Annotated in this window: 17 protein-coding genes; 10 read left to right on the top strand and 7 right to left on the bottom strand. The window is 43.4% G+C overall.

Annotation, left to right across the window (positions count from 1 at the left end; translation table 11 throughout):
* Nucleotide 1: 1 nt before the first annotated feature.
* Nucleotides 2-2,098 (bottom strand): Mu transposase C-terminal domain-containing protein, encoded by a 2,097-nt coding sequence (locus tag FE784_RS23935; protein ID WP_139604784.1) that lies wholly within the window; start codon nucleotides 2,096-2,098, stop codon nucleotides 2-4.
* Nucleotides 2,091-2,750: a TnsA endonuclease N-terminal domain-containing protein gene (locus FE784_RS23930; protein WP_139604783.1), complete on the bottom strand. Its 660-nt coding sequence runs from the start codon at nucleotides 2,748-2,750 to the stop codon at nucleotides 2,091-2,093. Before FE784_RS23930 ends, FE784_RS23935 begins: the two co-directional genes overlap by 8 nt.
* 326 nt (nucleotides 2,751-3,076) lie before the next feature.
* On the opposite strand from FE784_RS23930, the gene FE784_RS23925 reads away from it, so the two are divergent.
* The 7 genes from FE784_RS23925 (at nucleotide 3,077) to FE784_RS23895 (ending at nucleotide 7,576) form a co-directional block, all read left to right on the top strand.
* Nucleotides 3,077-3,778 (top strand): lysophospholipid acyltransferase family protein, encoded by a 702-nt coding sequence (locus FE784_RS23925; protein ID WP_139604782.1) that lies wholly within the window; start codon nucleotides 3,077-3,079, stop codon nucleotides 3,776-3,778.
* Between the two features lie 353 nt (nucleotides 3,779-4,131).
* Nucleotides 4,132-4,689, top strand: a complete 558-nt coding sequence (locus tag FE784_RS23920; RefSeq protein ID WP_139604781.1) for a hypothetical protein — start codon at nucleotides 4,132-4,134, stop codon at nucleotides 4,687-4,689.
* 114 nt (nucleotides 4,690-4,803) lie between these two features.
* Entirely contained in the window at nucleotides 4,804-5,220 is a 417-nt protein-coding gene (locus FE784_RS23915; RefSeq protein WP_139604780.1) for a hypothetical protein, read from the top strand.
* A 186-nt stretch (nucleotides 5,221-5,406) separates the two neighbouring features.
* A complete protein-coding gene (locus FE784_RS23910; protein WP_139604779.1) occupies nucleotides 5,407-5,859 on the top strand; it encodes a GNAT family N-acetyltransferase in 453 nt (150 codons plus the stop codon).
* 92 nt (nucleotides 5,860-5,951) lie between these two features.
* Nucleotides 5,952-6,482, top strand: coding sequence for a pentapeptide repeat-containing protein (locus FE784_RS23905; protein ID WP_246132150.1), 531 nt, complete (start codon nucleotides 5,952-5,954; stop codon nucleotides 6,480-6,482).
* Nucleotides 6,483-6,605: 123 nt separating this feature from the next.
* Entirely contained in the window at nucleotides 6,606-7,169 is a 564-nt protein-coding gene (locus FE784_RS23900; protein WP_139604778.1) for a chloramphenicol phosphotransferase CPT family protein, read from the top strand.
* A gap of 140 nt (nucleotides 7,170-7,309) precedes the next feature.
* Complete coding sequence (locus tag FE784_RS23895) at nucleotides 7,310-7,576, top strand: hypothetical protein (protein WP_139604777.1); 267 nt, start codon at nucleotides 7,310-7,312, stop codon at nucleotides 7,574-7,576.
* Between the two features lie 268 nt (nucleotides 7,577-7,844).
* Here FE784_RS23895 and FE784_RS23890 read toward each other — a convergent pair whose 3' ends face one another.
* Nucleotides 7,845-8,321: a GNAT family N-acetyltransferase gene (locus tag FE784_RS23890; protein WP_139604776.1), complete on the bottom strand. Its 477-nt coding sequence runs from the start codon at nucleotides 8,319-8,321 to the stop codon at nucleotides 7,845-7,847.
* A 528-nt stretch (nucleotides 8,322-8,849) separates the two neighbouring features.
* Here FE784_RS23890 and FE784_RS23885 point away from each other — a divergent pair.
* Complete coding sequence (locus FE784_RS23885; RefSeq protein ID WP_139604775.1) at nucleotides 8,850-9,692, top strand: tyrosine-type recombinase/integrase; 843 nt, start codon at nucleotides 8,850-8,852, stop codon at nucleotides 9,690-9,692.
* A gap of 444 nt (nucleotides 9,693-10,136) precedes the next feature.
* Here FE784_RS23885 and FE784_RS23880 read toward each other — a convergent pair whose 3' ends face one another.
* Nucleotides 10,137-11,051: a TniQ family protein gene (locus tag FE784_RS23880; RefSeq protein ID WP_176706471.1), complete on the bottom strand. Its 915-nt coding sequence runs from the start codon at nucleotides 11,049-11,051 to the stop codon at nucleotides 10,137-10,139.
* Between the two features lie 197 nt (nucleotides 11,052-11,248).
* Nucleotides 11,249-13,801 carry an adenosylcobalamin-dependent ribonucleoside-diphosphate reductase gene (locus tag FE784_RS23875; protein ID WP_425465563.1) on the bottom strand — a complete coding sequence of 851 codons (2,553 nt, stop codon included), beginning with the start codon at nucleotides 13,799-13,801 and terminating at the stop codon, nucleotides 11,249-11,251.
* A 548-nt stretch (nucleotides 13,802-14,349) separates the two neighbouring features.
* On the opposite strand from FE784_RS23875, the gene dat reads away from it, so the two are divergent.
* Complete coding sequence (dat, locus tag FE784_RS23870) at nucleotides 14,350-15,180, top strand: D-amino-acid transaminase (RefSeq protein ID WP_246132149.1); 831 nt, start codon at nucleotides 14,350-14,352, stop codon at nucleotides 15,178-15,180.
* Nucleotides 15,181-15,221: 41 nt separating this feature from the next.
* Complete coding sequence (locus FE784_RS23865) at nucleotides 15,222-15,575, top strand: MmcQ/YjbR family DNA-binding protein (RefSeq protein ID WP_139604771.1); 354 nt, start codon at nucleotides 15,222-15,224, stop codon at nucleotides 15,573-15,575.
* A 33-nt stretch (nucleotides 15,576-15,608) separates the two neighbouring features.
* Here FE784_RS23865 and FE784_RS23860 read toward each other — a convergent pair whose 3' ends face one another.
* Both FE784_RS23860 and FE784_RS23855 read right to left on the bottom strand, forming a co-directional pair.
* Entirely contained in the window at nucleotides 15,609-16,040 is a 432-nt protein-coding gene (locus FE784_RS23860; protein WP_139604770.1) for a hypothetical protein, read from the bottom strand.
* 69 nt (nucleotides 16,041-16,109) lie between these two features.
* Nucleotides 16,110-16,622, bottom strand: a complete 513-nt coding sequence (locus FE784_RS23855) for a hypothetical protein (RefSeq protein WP_139604769.1) — start codon at nucleotides 16,620-16,622, stop codon at nucleotides 16,110-16,112.
* Between the last annotated feature and the right edge of the window lie 676 nt (nucleotides 16,623-17,298).

The following is a 17,298-nucleotide window of genomic DNA, read 5'->3' as shown; positions in this document are numbered from 1 at the left end:
ACTAAACACCTAATTGAGAAACCCCATACATGGGAAGATCCTCATATATGTTGGATTCCTGCTCAACTTCATTCTTAGGCTTTGACCCTACCATAGTTTTCACATCTGTTTTAATTGGTCTTTTCTGACCGTAGTTTTCCTTCTTCTTTTTATTGATCTCGGCCTCAGATAGCTCTCCTATGTAATGTAGGGTGTCCGGATTCTCGGGTTCACCTAAATTCTCAAAATCAAAAGATTGAAGAGCAAGTCCTTCGATTATTTGAGCTTCTTTCGAAAGAGTTTGTTTGTACTGGTTTCGTTTGTCTTTAAGTTGATCATTTTGAATTTTTTTGATATTTTTTAATGCATTGACCACATGCGTATCATCAAAAGCACGGCGTTTTCTTCCTTCAGACAAACAAATCGCTTTCATTTGTTGGAAAGGAAGTGGAAGCGTTGGATCCACATCGTAATGCTTTTCGAAATCTTGCATACGGTTAGGATCAATATACGCTTCTATAAAGCTTTTATCGTAGGGATTCTCGACATAAACCTTCTTAACATTAGAACTATCAAATCGAATAACCACTTGGGTATGTTCATCTCCATTTTGAATTAGGCGATAGCGTAGCTTCATAAGTTCATCGCTCGTGTACCATGTCTCTTCGAGCATAATCCCCTTATTCTGTATGATTCTCTTCTCTCTACCTTCACATAATGCCAGGGTGATTTCTTTTTTGCTAAATGGCAGCTCTTTGATAAGACTTGGATCGTCAGCAAATGCCTTCTCCCATATCTGATGAGGGGTGCCTCCCATTCGGCTATGACTCCAATTGTGTGAAATGATATCAACGAAAATGATATGTGCAATATAATAAAAAGCTTGGAGAGTAATGCAAGCTTTTCCTTTAGAGTCATACTGTTTTTTTTCGTAGATGTTGGAAAAACTAGTCCCTCTCAATGTATGCAATATATCATTGAATGTTTTCTGACCACGTTCAACCGTGCCCTTTTTATGTCCTGCTTGCACTTCAGGATACAATGGGTCGATACCAAAGTAATTGAAGATCTCTTCCAGATCGTTTGAGTCATTCTGTGAAGCATTATCAATTACTAGTTCTTTAGGTATTCCATACGAAGTCCATTCGTGTTGTACTTCTGGGTATAGTTTCTTTAGATAAACCTTCGGTAAAAAGCAATGCAGTAAACACTGTTTAATTGCAAAAGTATCTGGATGCTCAAGGGTGATATAAAATCCTAGAGGCTCACCACTAAATACGTCAATTGCATAGACAAGCCACGGCTTCTTCCGTTCAAGGTTTTTTGGATCAACTATGTATATATCAGCCGGAGTCCAATCAAGTTCCACCCGTTGTAACGGTCGTTTTGGTTTTTCTGACATGCTTTTGGAACCATCGCGTTCCAACTTCGCTGCAACATATCCATCTCTGGCGGCTCTTTGACGATATAAGTCACGTTTTTCTCTCAATATCCTCCAGATTGTTTGAAATGAACGTAGGACTTGCTTTTGATCCGCATTTCGTAACTCATTAACATTTTTAATACTATCCTTATATAACCGATAAATCTGTCTGTAAATGATCTTTTCTCCCGAATAGAGATTTTCATCCATGATCCTTTCTAGAGAATCCATTACTTCCTTTTCGGTTTGTCGACTCTTAGGTCCTGGCTTCAAATCAAGTAAAAATCGGGCATCCCCATATCGCTCCCAGAGCCTTTTCCAGTTATAAAATGTTGCCTTTGACACCTTAAAACCCTTCACTTCACGTAGTGTTCGTAGATATTCATCAAGATTAATTTTGTGATAATTTCCATCAATAACAGGTTTAAGAACATCCAGCTTGAACTTAATACTAGCTTTTTCCTTCTCATTTAGCTGGTTCAAATCACTTTTGATTTTACTAGCTCTCTCCGTAACGTCTTGAAAAACTAAGCGTTCCTCGTCCCATGCTTCTTCTAAATCCGTAAGTAGAATGCTTTTAATTTGCTTATATTTTATTATTTCAACAACGATTTCTCTATGATCAGAACTTTTTACCATATGTTCCAAACCGTCTAATAAAAACTTGGTGCCATATGAAAAATAGTTTCTAGCCATATGAACCCTCCTTCGTGGGAAGAAACCAAATTAATGATTTATCATTAAGAGGCTTATGTACTAAGTCTGTTCCAATTCTACATGCATATATCAACTTATGAAGATTGAGCATAAACAAAGATGCATCGACAATACTGCAAGCGTTTCTCAAATCAACAATGGATTGTGGCCCCATAAACTTCAGCATTTCCATAATATACTCAGCTATAGAAGGTATGATTTTGTGTCGATTAACCTCATGTAACAGTCTAAGATTTTTTTGTAAATATCCCGGCCTGACTTGATCTTCCGTAACAACTAAAAAAGTCCAATCTTTCTCCTCACACAACTTAACAGCTGCATTAAATTTAGCCCGATTTAGATTGGAACCAACAAACTCTTTTAACTTAACCTCTATTAGGTAACAGCGGCTATCTCGAGTAAAAACTAGATAGTCGGGAAAATATCGACGATTCCTACCATCGTAGTGAAAGTGAATACCAATTGGCTGATAATATATCTTTGAGATTTTCGGGTCAAAGTTACACAGTCGAACATAATCACGTTCAAGTAGACTTTCTGCATGTATGATCTTTAAGCTTTTGGATGAACCAATTTTACTCCTATAGTGGCGCCCTCGTGTTGGTCTGATTTTTCTAACAGGAATTTTCATATACTATCCCTCATGTTACAGAATTCGTTAGAATCAGTCTTGCCAACACAAGTTCCATATAAACAAATAATGATAATATATTTAATGGGAACGATTATCCGTGGACAGGTTTCAACCTTTTCCGCTGTTAAAAGAAAATAAACCACAAGACTGAAATATTTAATAATGAGGGTCTAGACTGAGAAAATAAATTAAGTATTAGATTGGTTATCGGTGACTCAACTAACGGGCAGATTAGTTGCAAAAAAAGGAAATTCATTTTAGGTACCGAATACATACGATTAAACAAGCAGTATGAATTAAGGACCATTCGGAGGGGGAATCAAATGATTTCTAGCACATCAGCAAAAATAATAAATATTTTACCGAATAGTCTTGTATCATACATTTCTAAGAAAATAATTGATAAATACCTAAAAAAATATGCCAATATAAAAATATTAGGTAGTGAAAACTTAAAGGGTATAAAAACACCAACTATTTTTATATGTAATCATTTAAGCAATTCTGATGGATTAGTCTTAGACAAAGCTTTAAAAGTGATTGATCCAACTTTTGTAGCAGGTGAAAAACTGTCTAATGATGCTGTTACAAATATTGGGCTTAACGTAATAAAAACTACAAAAATCAAACCAAATACCGCTGATAAAGAGGGTCTCGAGAAAATAATAAAGCTTGTTAAACAAGGAGAAAGTCTAGTGATATTCCCAGAAGGAACAAGAAGTAGAGTCAGTAGTTTGATGGAAGCAAAGAAAGGAATCCTTCTTATAGCAAAAATGACAGGGGCCCCAATTATACCCATAGGGATTTGTGGGTCAGAAAAACTGCTGCCCATAAATAAAAAAGGAGATATGAGGGCGGAAATCTTTAATTATGCTGATGTTCATATCAACATTGGTAAACAATTTGAAATACACAAGAGATCAAAGGAACAAGACAAAAATGAATACGAAGAAATCACAATAAAACATATCATGAAGAAAATAGCGGAATTGCTACCTGAGAGTTATCGAGGAGTTTACAAATAAGTTATTGAAAACGAAGAAATATATGGAACAAAACTTGAAAGACTATTTCTTGGGTGATTCGGGGGAACGGTAACATCCGATAACACCGTATTCACGCTCGAGACCTGACAATCTCTTGGTATGCATTAGGCTTTTGATGAAATGAATCAGCAAAGCTAATTGAACTAACGAAGCACGATAGGTAGCCGGCTTCTTACGATCGGCTGCCTTTTCTCAACTAGGGTGCAGGTTTCCACAACTTTACGGCTATTGAAGCGTATTAATGGAAACAGATAGAAAAAACAACAAACGGTTTTAGTGCTTGGGGGGGAAATAAAACGAAAACAAGACAAAGGTTTACAAGTGTAATTTTATTGTTGTTGGTCACGTTATTTTTTATTTTAGGCGAGTACAAATTAAACGCATTAAGTGCTGCCAGAGCGAACTCATCTGTACCGAAAGATTCAGTTTTATTAGATAAAGTTGACTATCCATGGGGAAAAGTATTCATTTTCGATTCATCTGAAAAGCCGATTACAGCAATAAGTTTCAAATCGTTTGGGTTTTTGTGGGTTTCAAGAATGTCCACGTATTATTTTCATAACGAAGACCCCATCAAAACAATAGGCGGAACCTCATTTTCGGATGACAAAGGAAGAGCGGCGACCGTTTTCAGCGTTTTATTGAATGACCCTACGGTATCTTATTTAGAGGTTGGACCTGATGAGAATAGATTAAGAAAGAAAGCAGAGTTAAATGAACCGATCACATTTTATTGGGATAAATCAATCCCATGGAATGATTATAACGCAAAGGCTTTTAATGAGAACGGAAAGGTTCTTTATGAGTATCGCTATCCTGAAACAAATTATATTAGAATAGAAGACTTAAAATGGTACCCTGTTTTGGCAAAAAGTACGCAAGGAGATTAAGCTAACGGGGAACGATAGCACCATGACAACAGGCTGCCGGTACAATCGGCAGCCTGTTCCGCTAACGGGCAGATTAATTCAACTCATGATATAATATTTGGAAAATGAACCGTAATGAGGAGGGGAATTACTATAATACAAAAAAGAAAGATGATTATAGTAGTTGTAATTGCGATTCTTATTATTTCTGGGGCATTTTTTTATTATTCTTTATTTAATAAAGAAAGAGATATATCCGAGCTAATTGTCGGAGAATGGATAGATAATACTGGATTAAAAAGTGTCTTTAATGAAGATATGACAATGGTATATTTGTATTCTAGTGATGTGGAGATTAAAGGGCAATATGAATTTATTACGGGGTCTGTTATGGTTTGGACATTACAGCGAGTCTATGCACCTAACGATAAATTAATTTTCAAATATACAATTAAAAACAAAAATGAAATTACTCTTGAGGATATGTATTATAACGCAAATAAAGAGTTGGTTAGTTCTAACAATCCAATTCTTACATTAACTCGGGATTAAATTATTCGTTTAAACTAACGAATACGATAGTTAAAAATAGACACAACGGCAGCCGGCCAGTTCAAAGATCGGCTGCCGTTTTCATTAAGCTAACGGGCAGAAAAGTTAATTGATAACGATATATTCTCAAGAAAAATTTAGATTTCAATTGTAAGGTTGATGGGGAATTAGGAAGGTGGGGAACAGTTGATATCCTTAAAAGAGATCGACCATCGAAATTGGAAAGAATGTATAAAATTAAAGGTTAAAAAAGAACAAGAGCATTTTGTACCTTCAAATCTTTATTCTCTTGTACAAGCCAAGTACCAAAATACTGAATATTATTCGTTTGTACCGTTTGCGATTTATTTGGATGAGACTATGGTTGGATTTATTATGTGGGATGATGTTCCAAATAACGGGGTTTATGTAATACCTCGATTGATGATCGATGAGCAATATCAAGGAAAAGGGATCGCAAAACGTGCGCTTCAAGCAGTCATTAACATTATCAAACAAAAAAATGATTGTAAAGGAATACAGGTTAGCTACGAACCGGATAATGTTGCTGCACAAAGGCTATATGCAAGCTTAGGGTTTAAGCGAAACGAACTAAAATCAAAGCCCGATGGGCCTGTCGACGAACTTAAGATAAAATAAATTCTTGATCGGGTTCATAGAACATTAATTCACACCATGACAAGGCCGTGTGCTAAACGGCAGCTTGTTACGCTAACGGGCAGGCTAGTTTAATGGATAATGCAGGAAATATTGGGGTGCGCGTTGAAGTAAAGAGAGCAATTCATTTTAATAAGGCGGATAACCAGATGAGCTTAAAGGTGGAACATTTGGATTTGCAAAGGGCAGATATTTCAGGGTCTAAGTGGCAGGAGGTCAGAGCTGAGGAGCTTGATATCGATAATGTAAGCTTGGCAAAGACAAAAATAAATAACGCAAACATGAGTGGAATTACTTTGTTTGATGTTAATTTGTCGGGATTAAGTATCTCGGACGCTAATCTGACGGGAATGTCAATCGACGGCGCGCAATGGGGTGGCGCACATTTTAAGCATATCGGCTACGGGAACAAGGATCAACTTGAGAACGGGCATACTGCTGCGAACCCTCCAGTACAAATCACTTCATGCAATTTGGAGGATGCCGTCGTTCGCGAAACTAATTTACGAGGCGTCAGTATCGAAGGTTGCGATATTGAAGGGTTGACGATAAACGGCGTCGATATTTCGGCACTGTTACGGCAGCACAAGGTAGAACTGAGTTGAGCACACTCGCATTATTGCGCTAACGGGTACGATAGCTCAATGGGGTTGCCGCGGGATCAAGCAGCGGCCTCACTCCACTAACGGGCAGTTAACTTTAAGTCAACGGAAAGAGGGTAATGTTTAATGCAACTAGGGACAGTTATATTTTTAAATGGAACTTCGAGTTCGGGGAAAACCAGTATTTCCTTAGAATTACAACGAATTTTAGACGAACCATACTTACACATATCTGCAGATAAGTTTTTTCATATGCTTCCAGTTGAATACCTTAATGGAAGTAAACCAGCGGATAAAACTAAAGATGCGATGTTGAAAGTTGCAAAGGGAATGCATCATGCACTTTCCGCATTAGTTGCTACTGGGAATAACATAATTGTCGACCATGTACTCCAAGAAAGACAGTGGTTAGATGAATGTGTTATGTTGTTAGCGGATTACAAAGTGTTGTTTGTTTCAGTAAATTGTTCGTTAGAAGAACTTCAACGAAGAGAAAGGGAAAGAGGAGATCGGAATATTGGTCTTGCAAATTATCAGTATAATCTGGTTCATACACATGGCACTTACGACTTAGAAATAAATACGGAACTCAATAAAACTCATGAGTGTGCACAGCAAATCAAACAGTATTTGCATGATAATTCTCATTTAAATGCCTTCAAAGTATTAAAGCAAAGATTGAGCGATTGAACTAATGGGTACGATAGTGGAATTAGACGGGAGTAGATCGCCGCTGCAACTGCTCCCTTTTTTCCTTGGAGTAACGGGCAGCATTCAGTCATTCCGCCAAGTAATTAATATCAACAAACGGAATGGAGTATAAATTTGGGATGTTGAAAAAAGTTATACGGAAAACAGTTTTGATTTATACTATTTTTGGATTAATTGTTGGAATTGGATTACTGATAGCTTCTTTCTTTTCGGATGAAATAGTTTTTCAAAGTGGCGAAAAAGTAATTACGAGAGGCGTTAACGCAGGTTTGATAAGCGTTCCAGCTTCCGTATTAATTGCTTCGTTTGTCGGACTCATGCACGCCATTTTTTTGTGGTTTCCAATTGTCTATATTTATAAGAAATTATCCAATAGGAAAACTTAATACTCTTTAAGTCGAAGATCAGAAGACAATCGGATAATTGAAAATTCCAATTTATCTGTTTAACTGGGATGATAGTGAAATTAGATAGGGAGCAGATCGCCATGGCAACTGCTCCCTTCTTCATTGAAGTAACGGGAAGAATAACGCAATCACACGCTTTAAACTATGATAAGATTCTCCGCGCTGTCTGTAACGGCAAGTATTACGGCCATCCTTTTGCGGGATGGCCCTTTCTTTGATCCTACGTCTTCAACGGTTTGGCAGCAAATCAGAGATGCAACACAGTTATTGACTCGTCGTTGAAAATTTCACCGTTGTCACGGAAGCCAAAGCTTTCATAAAGTTTTTTGGCAGCGATGTTTTCAGGTTTATAAGGAATCCAGCAATAATGTGCTGGCCCTGCTGGATAGGTACGAATAAATTCCAAAATCTTTTTCATAGCCTCCCGACCATAGCCCTTGTTCTGGTATTGCTTGTCAATCATCAGTCGCATGATACAATAGTTGTCTTCTGCGATTGACGGATCTTCGTAACCTGTGATTCCATAAGCCAACATGACAAAACCGACCGGCTGCTCATCAGCGTAGATGACAAATGGAAATGGATGTCCTCCATTGGTTGAAAGGACATAACACGAAGCCACGCTTGACAGATTGGATGCAACAAAGCGCCGTTGGTCTTCTGTAACCTCCAAGTTAAACATGGCACGCCGGTTTTCCAGTGTGATCTTCCTGAGTGTAATCATATAGCTCTTCTCCCGTCATCCCTATTCATACTGCGTTGCGGCCGCATTAATAACATACAATTTATTCAAAAAAAGTAATACACTTATGTTCGATTTTTTTATAAGATAGTATTTATCTGTATCTTTTTTAGGGATATCCTTTTTTGTATTTGGTCACTTGGTTAACTGTATTTGTGCCAGTTTTTTTTTCGTTAATCTGTGCTCGTGTAGCTTAAAACTGATTCAAGCAGTCATTGGTACATCTATCATATTTGTGTCCTAATACCATGACCCCTTTCGAGGGGTCATTTTCATTTTCAGCAGGAATGATGGAATGAAGATTTTTTAAGACATAAGAACTGTAAGGGGGGAACAGTTTCCAAGGTACTCCGTCTCGCCAGGTATTGTATTAAAGAGAATAAATCAAAGCTACTACGGCTCCGCTAATGGATACACTAGCGACGAGAACCATTATTTTGGAAAGGAATGATTAAACCCTCCCAAGCAAAGCGAAGCTAAGGATAATAAGCCATTGGGAGGGTTTAATATATGAGATTGATGGATCTGTGGATGTTGTATGAGGCTGATAAGCGCATTTTGGGATTTAGCCCGCACACCTTGAAAGCATACTCCCTCCAGTTAAATGTTCTGGTCCGAGAAATCGGCAACCTTGAAATCGAAGAAGTCTCCCTAATTTTGCTGAAGAGCTATCTGGCGAAACAGTCGGAGCGATTAAAGCCAAGCAGCCTAGGGCATCGAATTCGGTTCGTCAGATCCCTTTTTCGATTTGCATTCGAAGAAGGTCACGTCACTAAAAATCCAACTTTAAAACTGAGAGAACCAAAGATGGAAAAACGGATCCCAAAGTTTTTGATAGAGGAGGATATTATTCATCTCAAGATTACCTGTGATTCTCCGCGCGAGCATGCACTCTTGGAATTCCTATACTGTACTGGATGCCGTGTCGGTGAGGTTCACAGATTAAATGTTGAAGACATCAACTGGGAAAACTGCTCCGCAATTGTGAATGGGAAAGGTTCTAAGCAAAGAGAAGTTTATTTTACGACAGAGTGTAAGGTCTGGTTAAAGAGATACCTTGAGGAGCGTGAGGATTCTTGTAAAGCCCTCTTTGTGACGGAAACTCACCCTGTCCGACGAATGACAATTCCCACAATAAGCTTTTCGATAAAAAAGCTCGCAACCCGTGGAAAGGTTGCCGTAAACGTGCACCCTCATCGGTTCCGTCATACCTATGCCTGTCATTTGCTTGATAATGGTGCACCTTTAGATTTTATCCAAGGGATGTTGGGCCACGAGAAAGCATCCACTACACAGATCTATGCTCAGTTACGAGGAGAACGACGAAGGGAATTGTATAGGCGTTATTTTTAGTGACCGTAAGTCCCTTCTCAACTAAGACGGGACTGCCGTTAAGAGTCGTAGCCTCGCTTTGACATTGATTACGTTATCAGAAGAATCTTTTTTGAAAGCAAAGAGTTTATATTAAAAAGTGCCACTGAGCCAGATAAAGCTATGTTTCATTATTATTTCGAAAACGGTTCCAAGGAAAATATATTGATGGCATTGTCCGAAGATAGAAATAGAACGTGACCTGAGAAATAGGGAGGAACATGCCAGCGGATGTGGAGGTCGAGCGTTTAGTTTGACCTTCCTCCGAAATAAAATTGTATAAACTAATTGGCCGGGCCCGGATACACACCGATCCGTTGCAGCTTACTAAATTCGAATGCTCCGATTTTCATTCACAAAATACGCATGATCAACATTCTAATTTCAAGAACATCCATAGCTCAATAAAAGGCTTATACGATTATATTATGAGTTAACTTTTATCCGATTCAAAAAATTAATAATATCCATGTTACCATAGGAATGTTTTCTTTTAAAAAATGTATTAATAAAATGTTGTCGTTCCTCTAAAATCATATTGTTATTAGCATATTTGATAATGTTCTCTGGCCAATTGCTTATCAAGTTATCAGTCAGAATTAGATAATCATTTATCTTTTCTATGTCAAAATCAGTGATTCGTATGACTGTTGACTTTGTTGAATATTGTATCCATAAACTTTTTTTCTTCATATCATTGATATTTACAATACAAAATATTAGCCATTTTTTCAGTTTAAATAAATTTTCCCCTGTAAGATGAAGAAATACTCTCTTATCACTCAGATAATCTATATTAACTAAAAAGGGATGTTCAAACAAAAATTCTCTAGTTACTTTGTCATATTGTACTGTAATATCCCTCTCACATCTATTGCAAATCCCTGTAATAGTTGCTTTTAGGTTAGTGAAATGATCACATTCGTGACATTTATGTCTTAAAAAGCACAAATGTTTATCACAAACTAAAACTGGAATCATAGACCATTGAATCCTATGATACTTACTCTCTTGAAGACATAATGGACAATATCGAGTTAATCGTGGATACCATACACACCCGTGCCCAAATAATAACCCTCTACTGCTAAGATATTTTCTATCATGATTACGTCTAATTATTTCTTGCCCTGTTAGCACCTCCGCCAAGTCATATAATATATTCAGTATGTATTTTTTATTATTTTTTATTTCATTTAGCACAGGCGAATAGTGATATTGAAATTTGGAATGATCATCAATGTCTTCGTAACCATTTATTTGAGAGACACGCACTAAAAAACCTTCAAGTGATTCGTCTTCGATCATACTTGGTCGTCGTGACAACCGCCATTTATTCATAAATCGATGCCCACCTTTATAAAAAATAAAGGCAACTGAAAAGATCTCAGCTGCCATTAGTGTATTTTTATTCAATTGACCGTATAAAATTTCAATCTAACGAATTCTGCAACAAATTGTCTAACGAATTATGAAACAATTCTAAATGATTTTGGAATTTCACACAAGGGGCCCGGGTTCCCCCGGGCTCTCCTCTTTTACGAGCATTTGCTGTATCCGCAGTTTGTGCAGTTTTTGCAGCCTTCGCTATTGACCAGCGAGGCGGTGCCGCACGATGGGCACAGGTCGGTCGAGATGCTGCCGGAGTGGACGTGAGGCTTCACGGGCGCACTCTCGACGGTTGCGGTGATTTCCTGGGTCGCCGTAATGTACGGCTCGGATTCGTCGCCGCTGTGCATTTCGAGCGCTTTGGCGACGGCGTCGGCGATCGACTCGACGCGGTTGGCGCCGAAGCCGATGGCGCCGGAGCCGCCGATGCCCTTCAGGTGCTTGACGAGCAGCTGCACCTTGTCGCCGTGGTCGCCGTAACGCAGGAACAAGGAGCAGACGCGGCCGAGCGCTTCGGACATTGCGAACACGTCGGAGCCGGCTTTGCCAACGTTCATGAATATTTCGCTCGGCGTGCCGTTCATATCGTTGATCGTAATGTACGCCATGCCGAACGGCGTATTGAATTTATAGGTCGCTCCGCGGAGCGTTTGCGGACGTTTTTTATATTGCTTGTCGAATACTTGCTTCGTCTGCTGGTCGATGCCCGTAGACAGCGTTTCGGACAGCTGAGTCAGCGCCGTGGAGTCCCCGGCTCCGGCGGCCGGTTGCTCTTTGATCGTCTGAACCGCTTCATCCTTCGCGTTCTCCGGCTTGGCCTCTTCCTTCTTCTCCTCTTTCTTCTCGGTCGACAGCACCTGCACGTCCCGGCTTCCGTCACGATAGATCGTCACGCCTTTGCAGCCGAGGTCGAACGCGAGCTCATACAGGTTCTTCGTTTCTTCGACGGTGAAATCGGACGGACAGTTGGCCGTCTTGGAAATCGAGCTGTCGACCCACGTTTGGATGGCGGCCTGCACGCGGATATGGTCTTCCGCCGACAAGCTCATCGACGTTACGAAGTAGTCCGGCAGCTCCTCGTTCGGATGCTGGTCCTTGTACTCCTGCGCGATCGGCACATATTGCTTGTCGTAGCCGAGCCGGCTTTGACGGAAATATTCGAAGGCGAAGTACGGCTCGATGCCGGTCGAGGTACCGACCATCGTACCGGTGCTTCCCGTCGGCGCTTGCGTAATGACCGTAACGTTGCGCATTCCTTTTTTCCGGATCGACGTGCCGACTTCGGGGAATGTCTTGGTCATCTGCTTCATGAAGCCGCTCTGAAGAAATTTGTCGGCGTCGAATTGGGTGAACGAGCCTTTCTCCCCGGCGATATCCGCCGAAGACAAGTAAGCTTCCTTCGCCATGAATCCGTACAATTTATCGAGGAACACGAGCGATTCCGCGCTGCCGTACCGAACCTTCAGCTTGATCATCAGCTCGGCAAGTCCCATCGTACCCAAGCCTACGCGGCGTTCGCTCTTCTGGTTTTTCTCGTTTTCCTCGAAATGATAAGGCGTCTTGTCGATGACGTTGTCCAGGAAACGGACGGAATAGCGGACCGTCTTGCCCAAATCGTCCCAGGCGACGTCATGCTTCTCCTCGTCATAAAACTTCGACAGGTTGATCGCGGACAGGTTGCACACGCCCCATGCCGGCAGCCCTTGCTCTCCGCACGGGTTCGTACAAATGATCGGATTGAAGTACCAGCTGTTGGACATCTGGTTGTAATATTCCATGAACACGACGCCCGGTTCGGCGGAACGCCATGCGGATTCGATGATCGTGTGCCACACCTCGCGTGCTTTGACGGTGCGGTACTCCTTTACTTTTTTGCCCAGCGCCTTCCAATTGTCAAGGTTGCCGTCCCAAATTTCGTCGTATTCCGGATCGGTCGTATCCGGGAACACAAGCTCCCAGTCGAGATCTTCCTTCACGGCTTTCATAAACCCGTTGCTGACGCAAACGGACAGATTGGCGTTCGTAATTTGGCCCATCGTCGACTTGACGGTGATGAAGTCGAGCAGGTCCGGATGCCAGTCGTTGATCATGAGCATGAGAGCGCCGCGGCGGCTGCCTCCCTGCTCGATCAGTCCGGTCGTATAGCTGAACAGCCCGCCCCAGGAAACGGCACCGCTCGAAGAGCCGCTAACTCCTCTGACAACGGAGCGACGCGGACGCAAAGACGACAAATTGATCCCGACGCCGCCTCCGCGCGACATGATCTCGGTCATCTCCGACAGCGTGGACATGATGCCACCGCGGCTGTCGTGCGGCGAAGGAATGACGTAGCAGTTGAACAGCGTCAGCTCGTCGCTTGCGCCGGCGCCTGCCGCAATCCGCCCTCCCGGAACGAGCCTCCAGTCGTCCAAAATGTAGCGGAATTTGTCTTTCCATTCCTTCTGCTTCTCCGGAGTAGCCTCGACGGATGCCATTGCGGCAGCCAAACGGTCCCACAGCTGATCCGGCGTCTTCTCCTTCGTCAGCGTCAACTTCTCTATGCTTGATTCGAACAGCTCTCCACTGCGGAGCCGGATCGTTACTTGTCTGCCTGTGCGAGCGATGACTTCCCCGACTTCCTTGCTCGGAAATTTCGGATCGTCCTTCGTCAGGACGAGAACCATATCGCCCACGACCGTATTTTCCGTATCGGCGTCTTTCATCGCGTACCGATCGAGAAATATTTTTTCGCTGAGTCCTTCCAGTCGCTTCACTTGAACCGTCTCCAATGGTAGCCCTCCCGGATTAGAAATTCAGGCGCATAAGTGCGAATAACGTATACTGCATGCTATGTAAAGCTGTTCGCAACTCGTGTGCGTTTGCCCCGCATTCACCACAATATATTGGTGAGATTTTCATTATACAATACTACATGTTGTGCATCTATCGGGATAGGATCGGAAATGGGCGGAAAAATCGGACTAGCTTCGCGAAATCTGCGTTTTTCTCTATCGATCTCCTTTTTTCAGAGAAAGGGACCGCCACGAGTTGTCGACAAATTCCGATTATTCCTTGTATTTCGGCAACGGTTTGCAGCGTAAAAACAGTCCGTTAGGCGGATGCGGAAAACGTTTTCATTCCGTATGAGCGACTGGATTTAAACTTCGATTTTGGCGGATTGTTTTTTGACTTCAGGCTCTCGGATTGATACTATATTTCGTAGCATACCAGATTGCATGCAATGTTATTCCGCGAACCGAGGTGCTTGCCCGTGATATGGCTCGACGACCGCTTAGTTCCCGAATCGGAGGCTTCCGTTTCTTATTCGGACCGGGGCTACTATTTCGGCGACGGCATCTATGAAGTATTCCGCGTATACGGCGGACATCTGTATGAGGCTGATGCTCATTACGATCGACTCGAACGAAGCGCCCGGGAAATCGGACTCGGGCTGCCTTATGCGAGAACAGAAATCGACGATATACTCCGTCTGCTGTTGGAACGGGAACATGTGCAAAACGGCACTGTCTATATGCAGGTTACGCGCGGCGTCGCACCGAGGTCGCACCCGTTTCCCGCCGATGCGAAGCCCGTCATGCTGGCCTATTGCAGCGATGCGGCCCGCCCCATACATATGATGCAAACGGGGATCTCCGCCGTTACCCGGCCCGATATCCGTTGGCTGCGCTGCGATCTGAAGACGCTGAACCTGCTCGGAAGCGTCCTGGCCAAGCAAGAGGCTGCCGACCAAGGAGCCGGCGACGTCATTTTGCACCGCGACGGGATTGTCACCGAATGTAGCGCCTCCAACCTGATGATCGTCAAGGATGGCGCCGTACTGACGCATCCGGCCGATCATCTTATTTTGCACGGCATTACAAGAGCAGTCGTGCTGCGGCTCGCCGGGGAGCAAGGCATCCACGCGCGGGAGCGGGCTTTTACGCTCGAGGAACTCCGGGCTGCTGACGAAGCATTTTTGACCGGCACGACGATGGAGATCGTTCCGATCGTCCAAATCGACGGATTGCCTGTAGGCGTCGGAGAACCCGGTCCGGTCACGCGCCGGCTGCAGCAGTCTTTCGAAGCGACCATTCCGTCATAGAGCAAGTGTACGAATTCCGGACTAGGAGGCGTTAGTCGCCGATGAACAAAAAGGAGCTCGCCGCCCATTGCTTGACCCAAACAGGCGCCAGGGAAGATTATCCGTTCGGCCCGGACCCGCTCGTCATGAAGGTCGCCTCCAAAATGTTCGCCCTCATCTCCGACGAAGGCGGCTTCGACAACATTGCCTTGAAATGCGAGCCGGAGACGGCCTATTTGCTCCGTCAGCAGTACGCCGCGGTCAAACCGGGCTACCATTTGAACAAACAGCATTGGAACACCGTCGTAATGGACGGAACGGTACCCGACGAAGAAATCCGCGCCATGATCGACCATTCGTACGCGCTTGTCGCCCGTAAATTGACGAGAGCGGAGAAACAATCATTGGGCCTGTAAAGAACTTGCATTCTTCGCAAGCTTCGCTTCAAATCACCGTCTTTCCGACGGGTGTCTCGACGCGATATAGTGATCGGCCAGCGCATAGGCGAGGCCGAACGCACCGAAGACCAATACGGCGCTGCTTATGTTCAAGCCGTATCCTTTGACGAAATAATCGTCGTACAGGCTGCGGAATATCCATATTCCGCCGAAACATCCCGCCGCACAATATAAGAGCAGCCGAACCGGCATCGGTTTGATAACTTTACCGATCAAGACGGACAAGGGCAGCAACGTTACAGGATACAGTCCGATGGCCGGCAAGACTGTTACGGCCAAGTAAATAAGCCCGATATTGCGCAGGCCGTAATACTCGGTCGTCGTAATTTTATTTCCTTCCCATACTTCCAGTCCTGTAACGGCGACACTGTATAAAATGACGAACGCAAGCCACATGAACAAATAACGGGTCATTTGTCCCAATCGCATCTCCTTCCAAGTCGGTTATTTGGCAAGCGCATCTCCAGGAAAGCAAGTCGATCCCGGCTTGTTCTAATGCCTCGATGCCCGGCCTCGCCAAAACCTGAACGCGAAATAGGCCGATATCGCTGTCGCTCCGACTACAGCGGGGATTCCCCAGCCGGGGAATCCCGGTCGTTCTTCATCATACAGCGCGATTGAAGACGCGCCGAATGTGGCCGCGTCCGTTCTGCCGAGCTCCCACGGCTTCGTGTTCCCGCATAAATTGGCGCGTCGGCCGTCCTTGTCCGTATCGACGTACACCAAATATTGCTTGCCTTTCTCGAAGGTCAGCCACATATCGCTCTCCAACAATTCAGCCGCCCGGGCAGGCGAGCCTTTCCAAACTTCGTGTACTTTGAACGTAACCGCCGTACCGGACGCCGTCCGCTTTTTGCCGGTCACCGTTCCCCGGAACACCGATTCGCTCGTGTCAAACTCTTCGCTTGCCCGCGACGGCTGTGCGCACGATAGTCCGTAGGCCGGGACCGTCGAAACGAGGAGGAGGAGGAAGAGCGATACCATTGCGAAGATCGTTTGTTTCATGGGTTCCTTCCCCTTTCCGGATAGTCCGGAGAATGAATTTGCGGAGCGTCCTGCAAGGGCCGACGGCGGACAATTAGAAGTCTGCCCTCCGCGTACTAACTGTAATTGATGAAGCTGTTGAAAAAGTCTGCAAAGAGAGGAAGCGCCGGAGACAAGAGGTGGGGGAATGCGCTCCACATCCGTTAACATCGTGTTGTTTGTAAGATTTTAGCGGTTACAACACGATTTTAAAGTCAACCGCTTCGCTTTCCGCACATTTCCCCCATCTCTTTTTGTATTCCAAATCTCTCTTTTTGACTTTTCAACAACCTGAATTGATGCAGTTAATCTCAGGAATCAGGCTGTACTCGCCGAAATAAATGGAAATTCTGCAGTTATTTCGCCGCCAAATCGCTAAATGGTCGAAACACGAGAAAATAGCTGGAGTTTTTCCAGTTAACAACAGAAAAATGACGCTCTCCCCTAAAATAAATGCATGTTTTCCAGTTTGATCGACTTATTCACCGGTCTTGGAAGAACCCTTCTCCCATTAGACGAACGGATGGTGCCGTTTAGTTGCAGAATTCCGCCGATTTTCGTTGAAGAAACCGTTCATGACCGGATACGAATGGCAAAAAAGGACTGTTCGGGGTTACGCAGCAGCCAAGCCGTCGTTATCGTTACCGCAAGGCAAAAC

Origin of the sequence: Paenibacillus hemerocallicola (assembly GCF_006265175.1) — a bacterium.
GTDB classification, from domain to species: Bacteria; Bacillota; Bacilli; order Paenibacillales; family NBRC-103111; genus Paenibacillus_AB; species Paenibacillus_AB hemerocallicola.
Note: the sequence above shows the minus strand (reverse complement) of the source record. Positions and strands in the feature narration are given on the sequence as shown.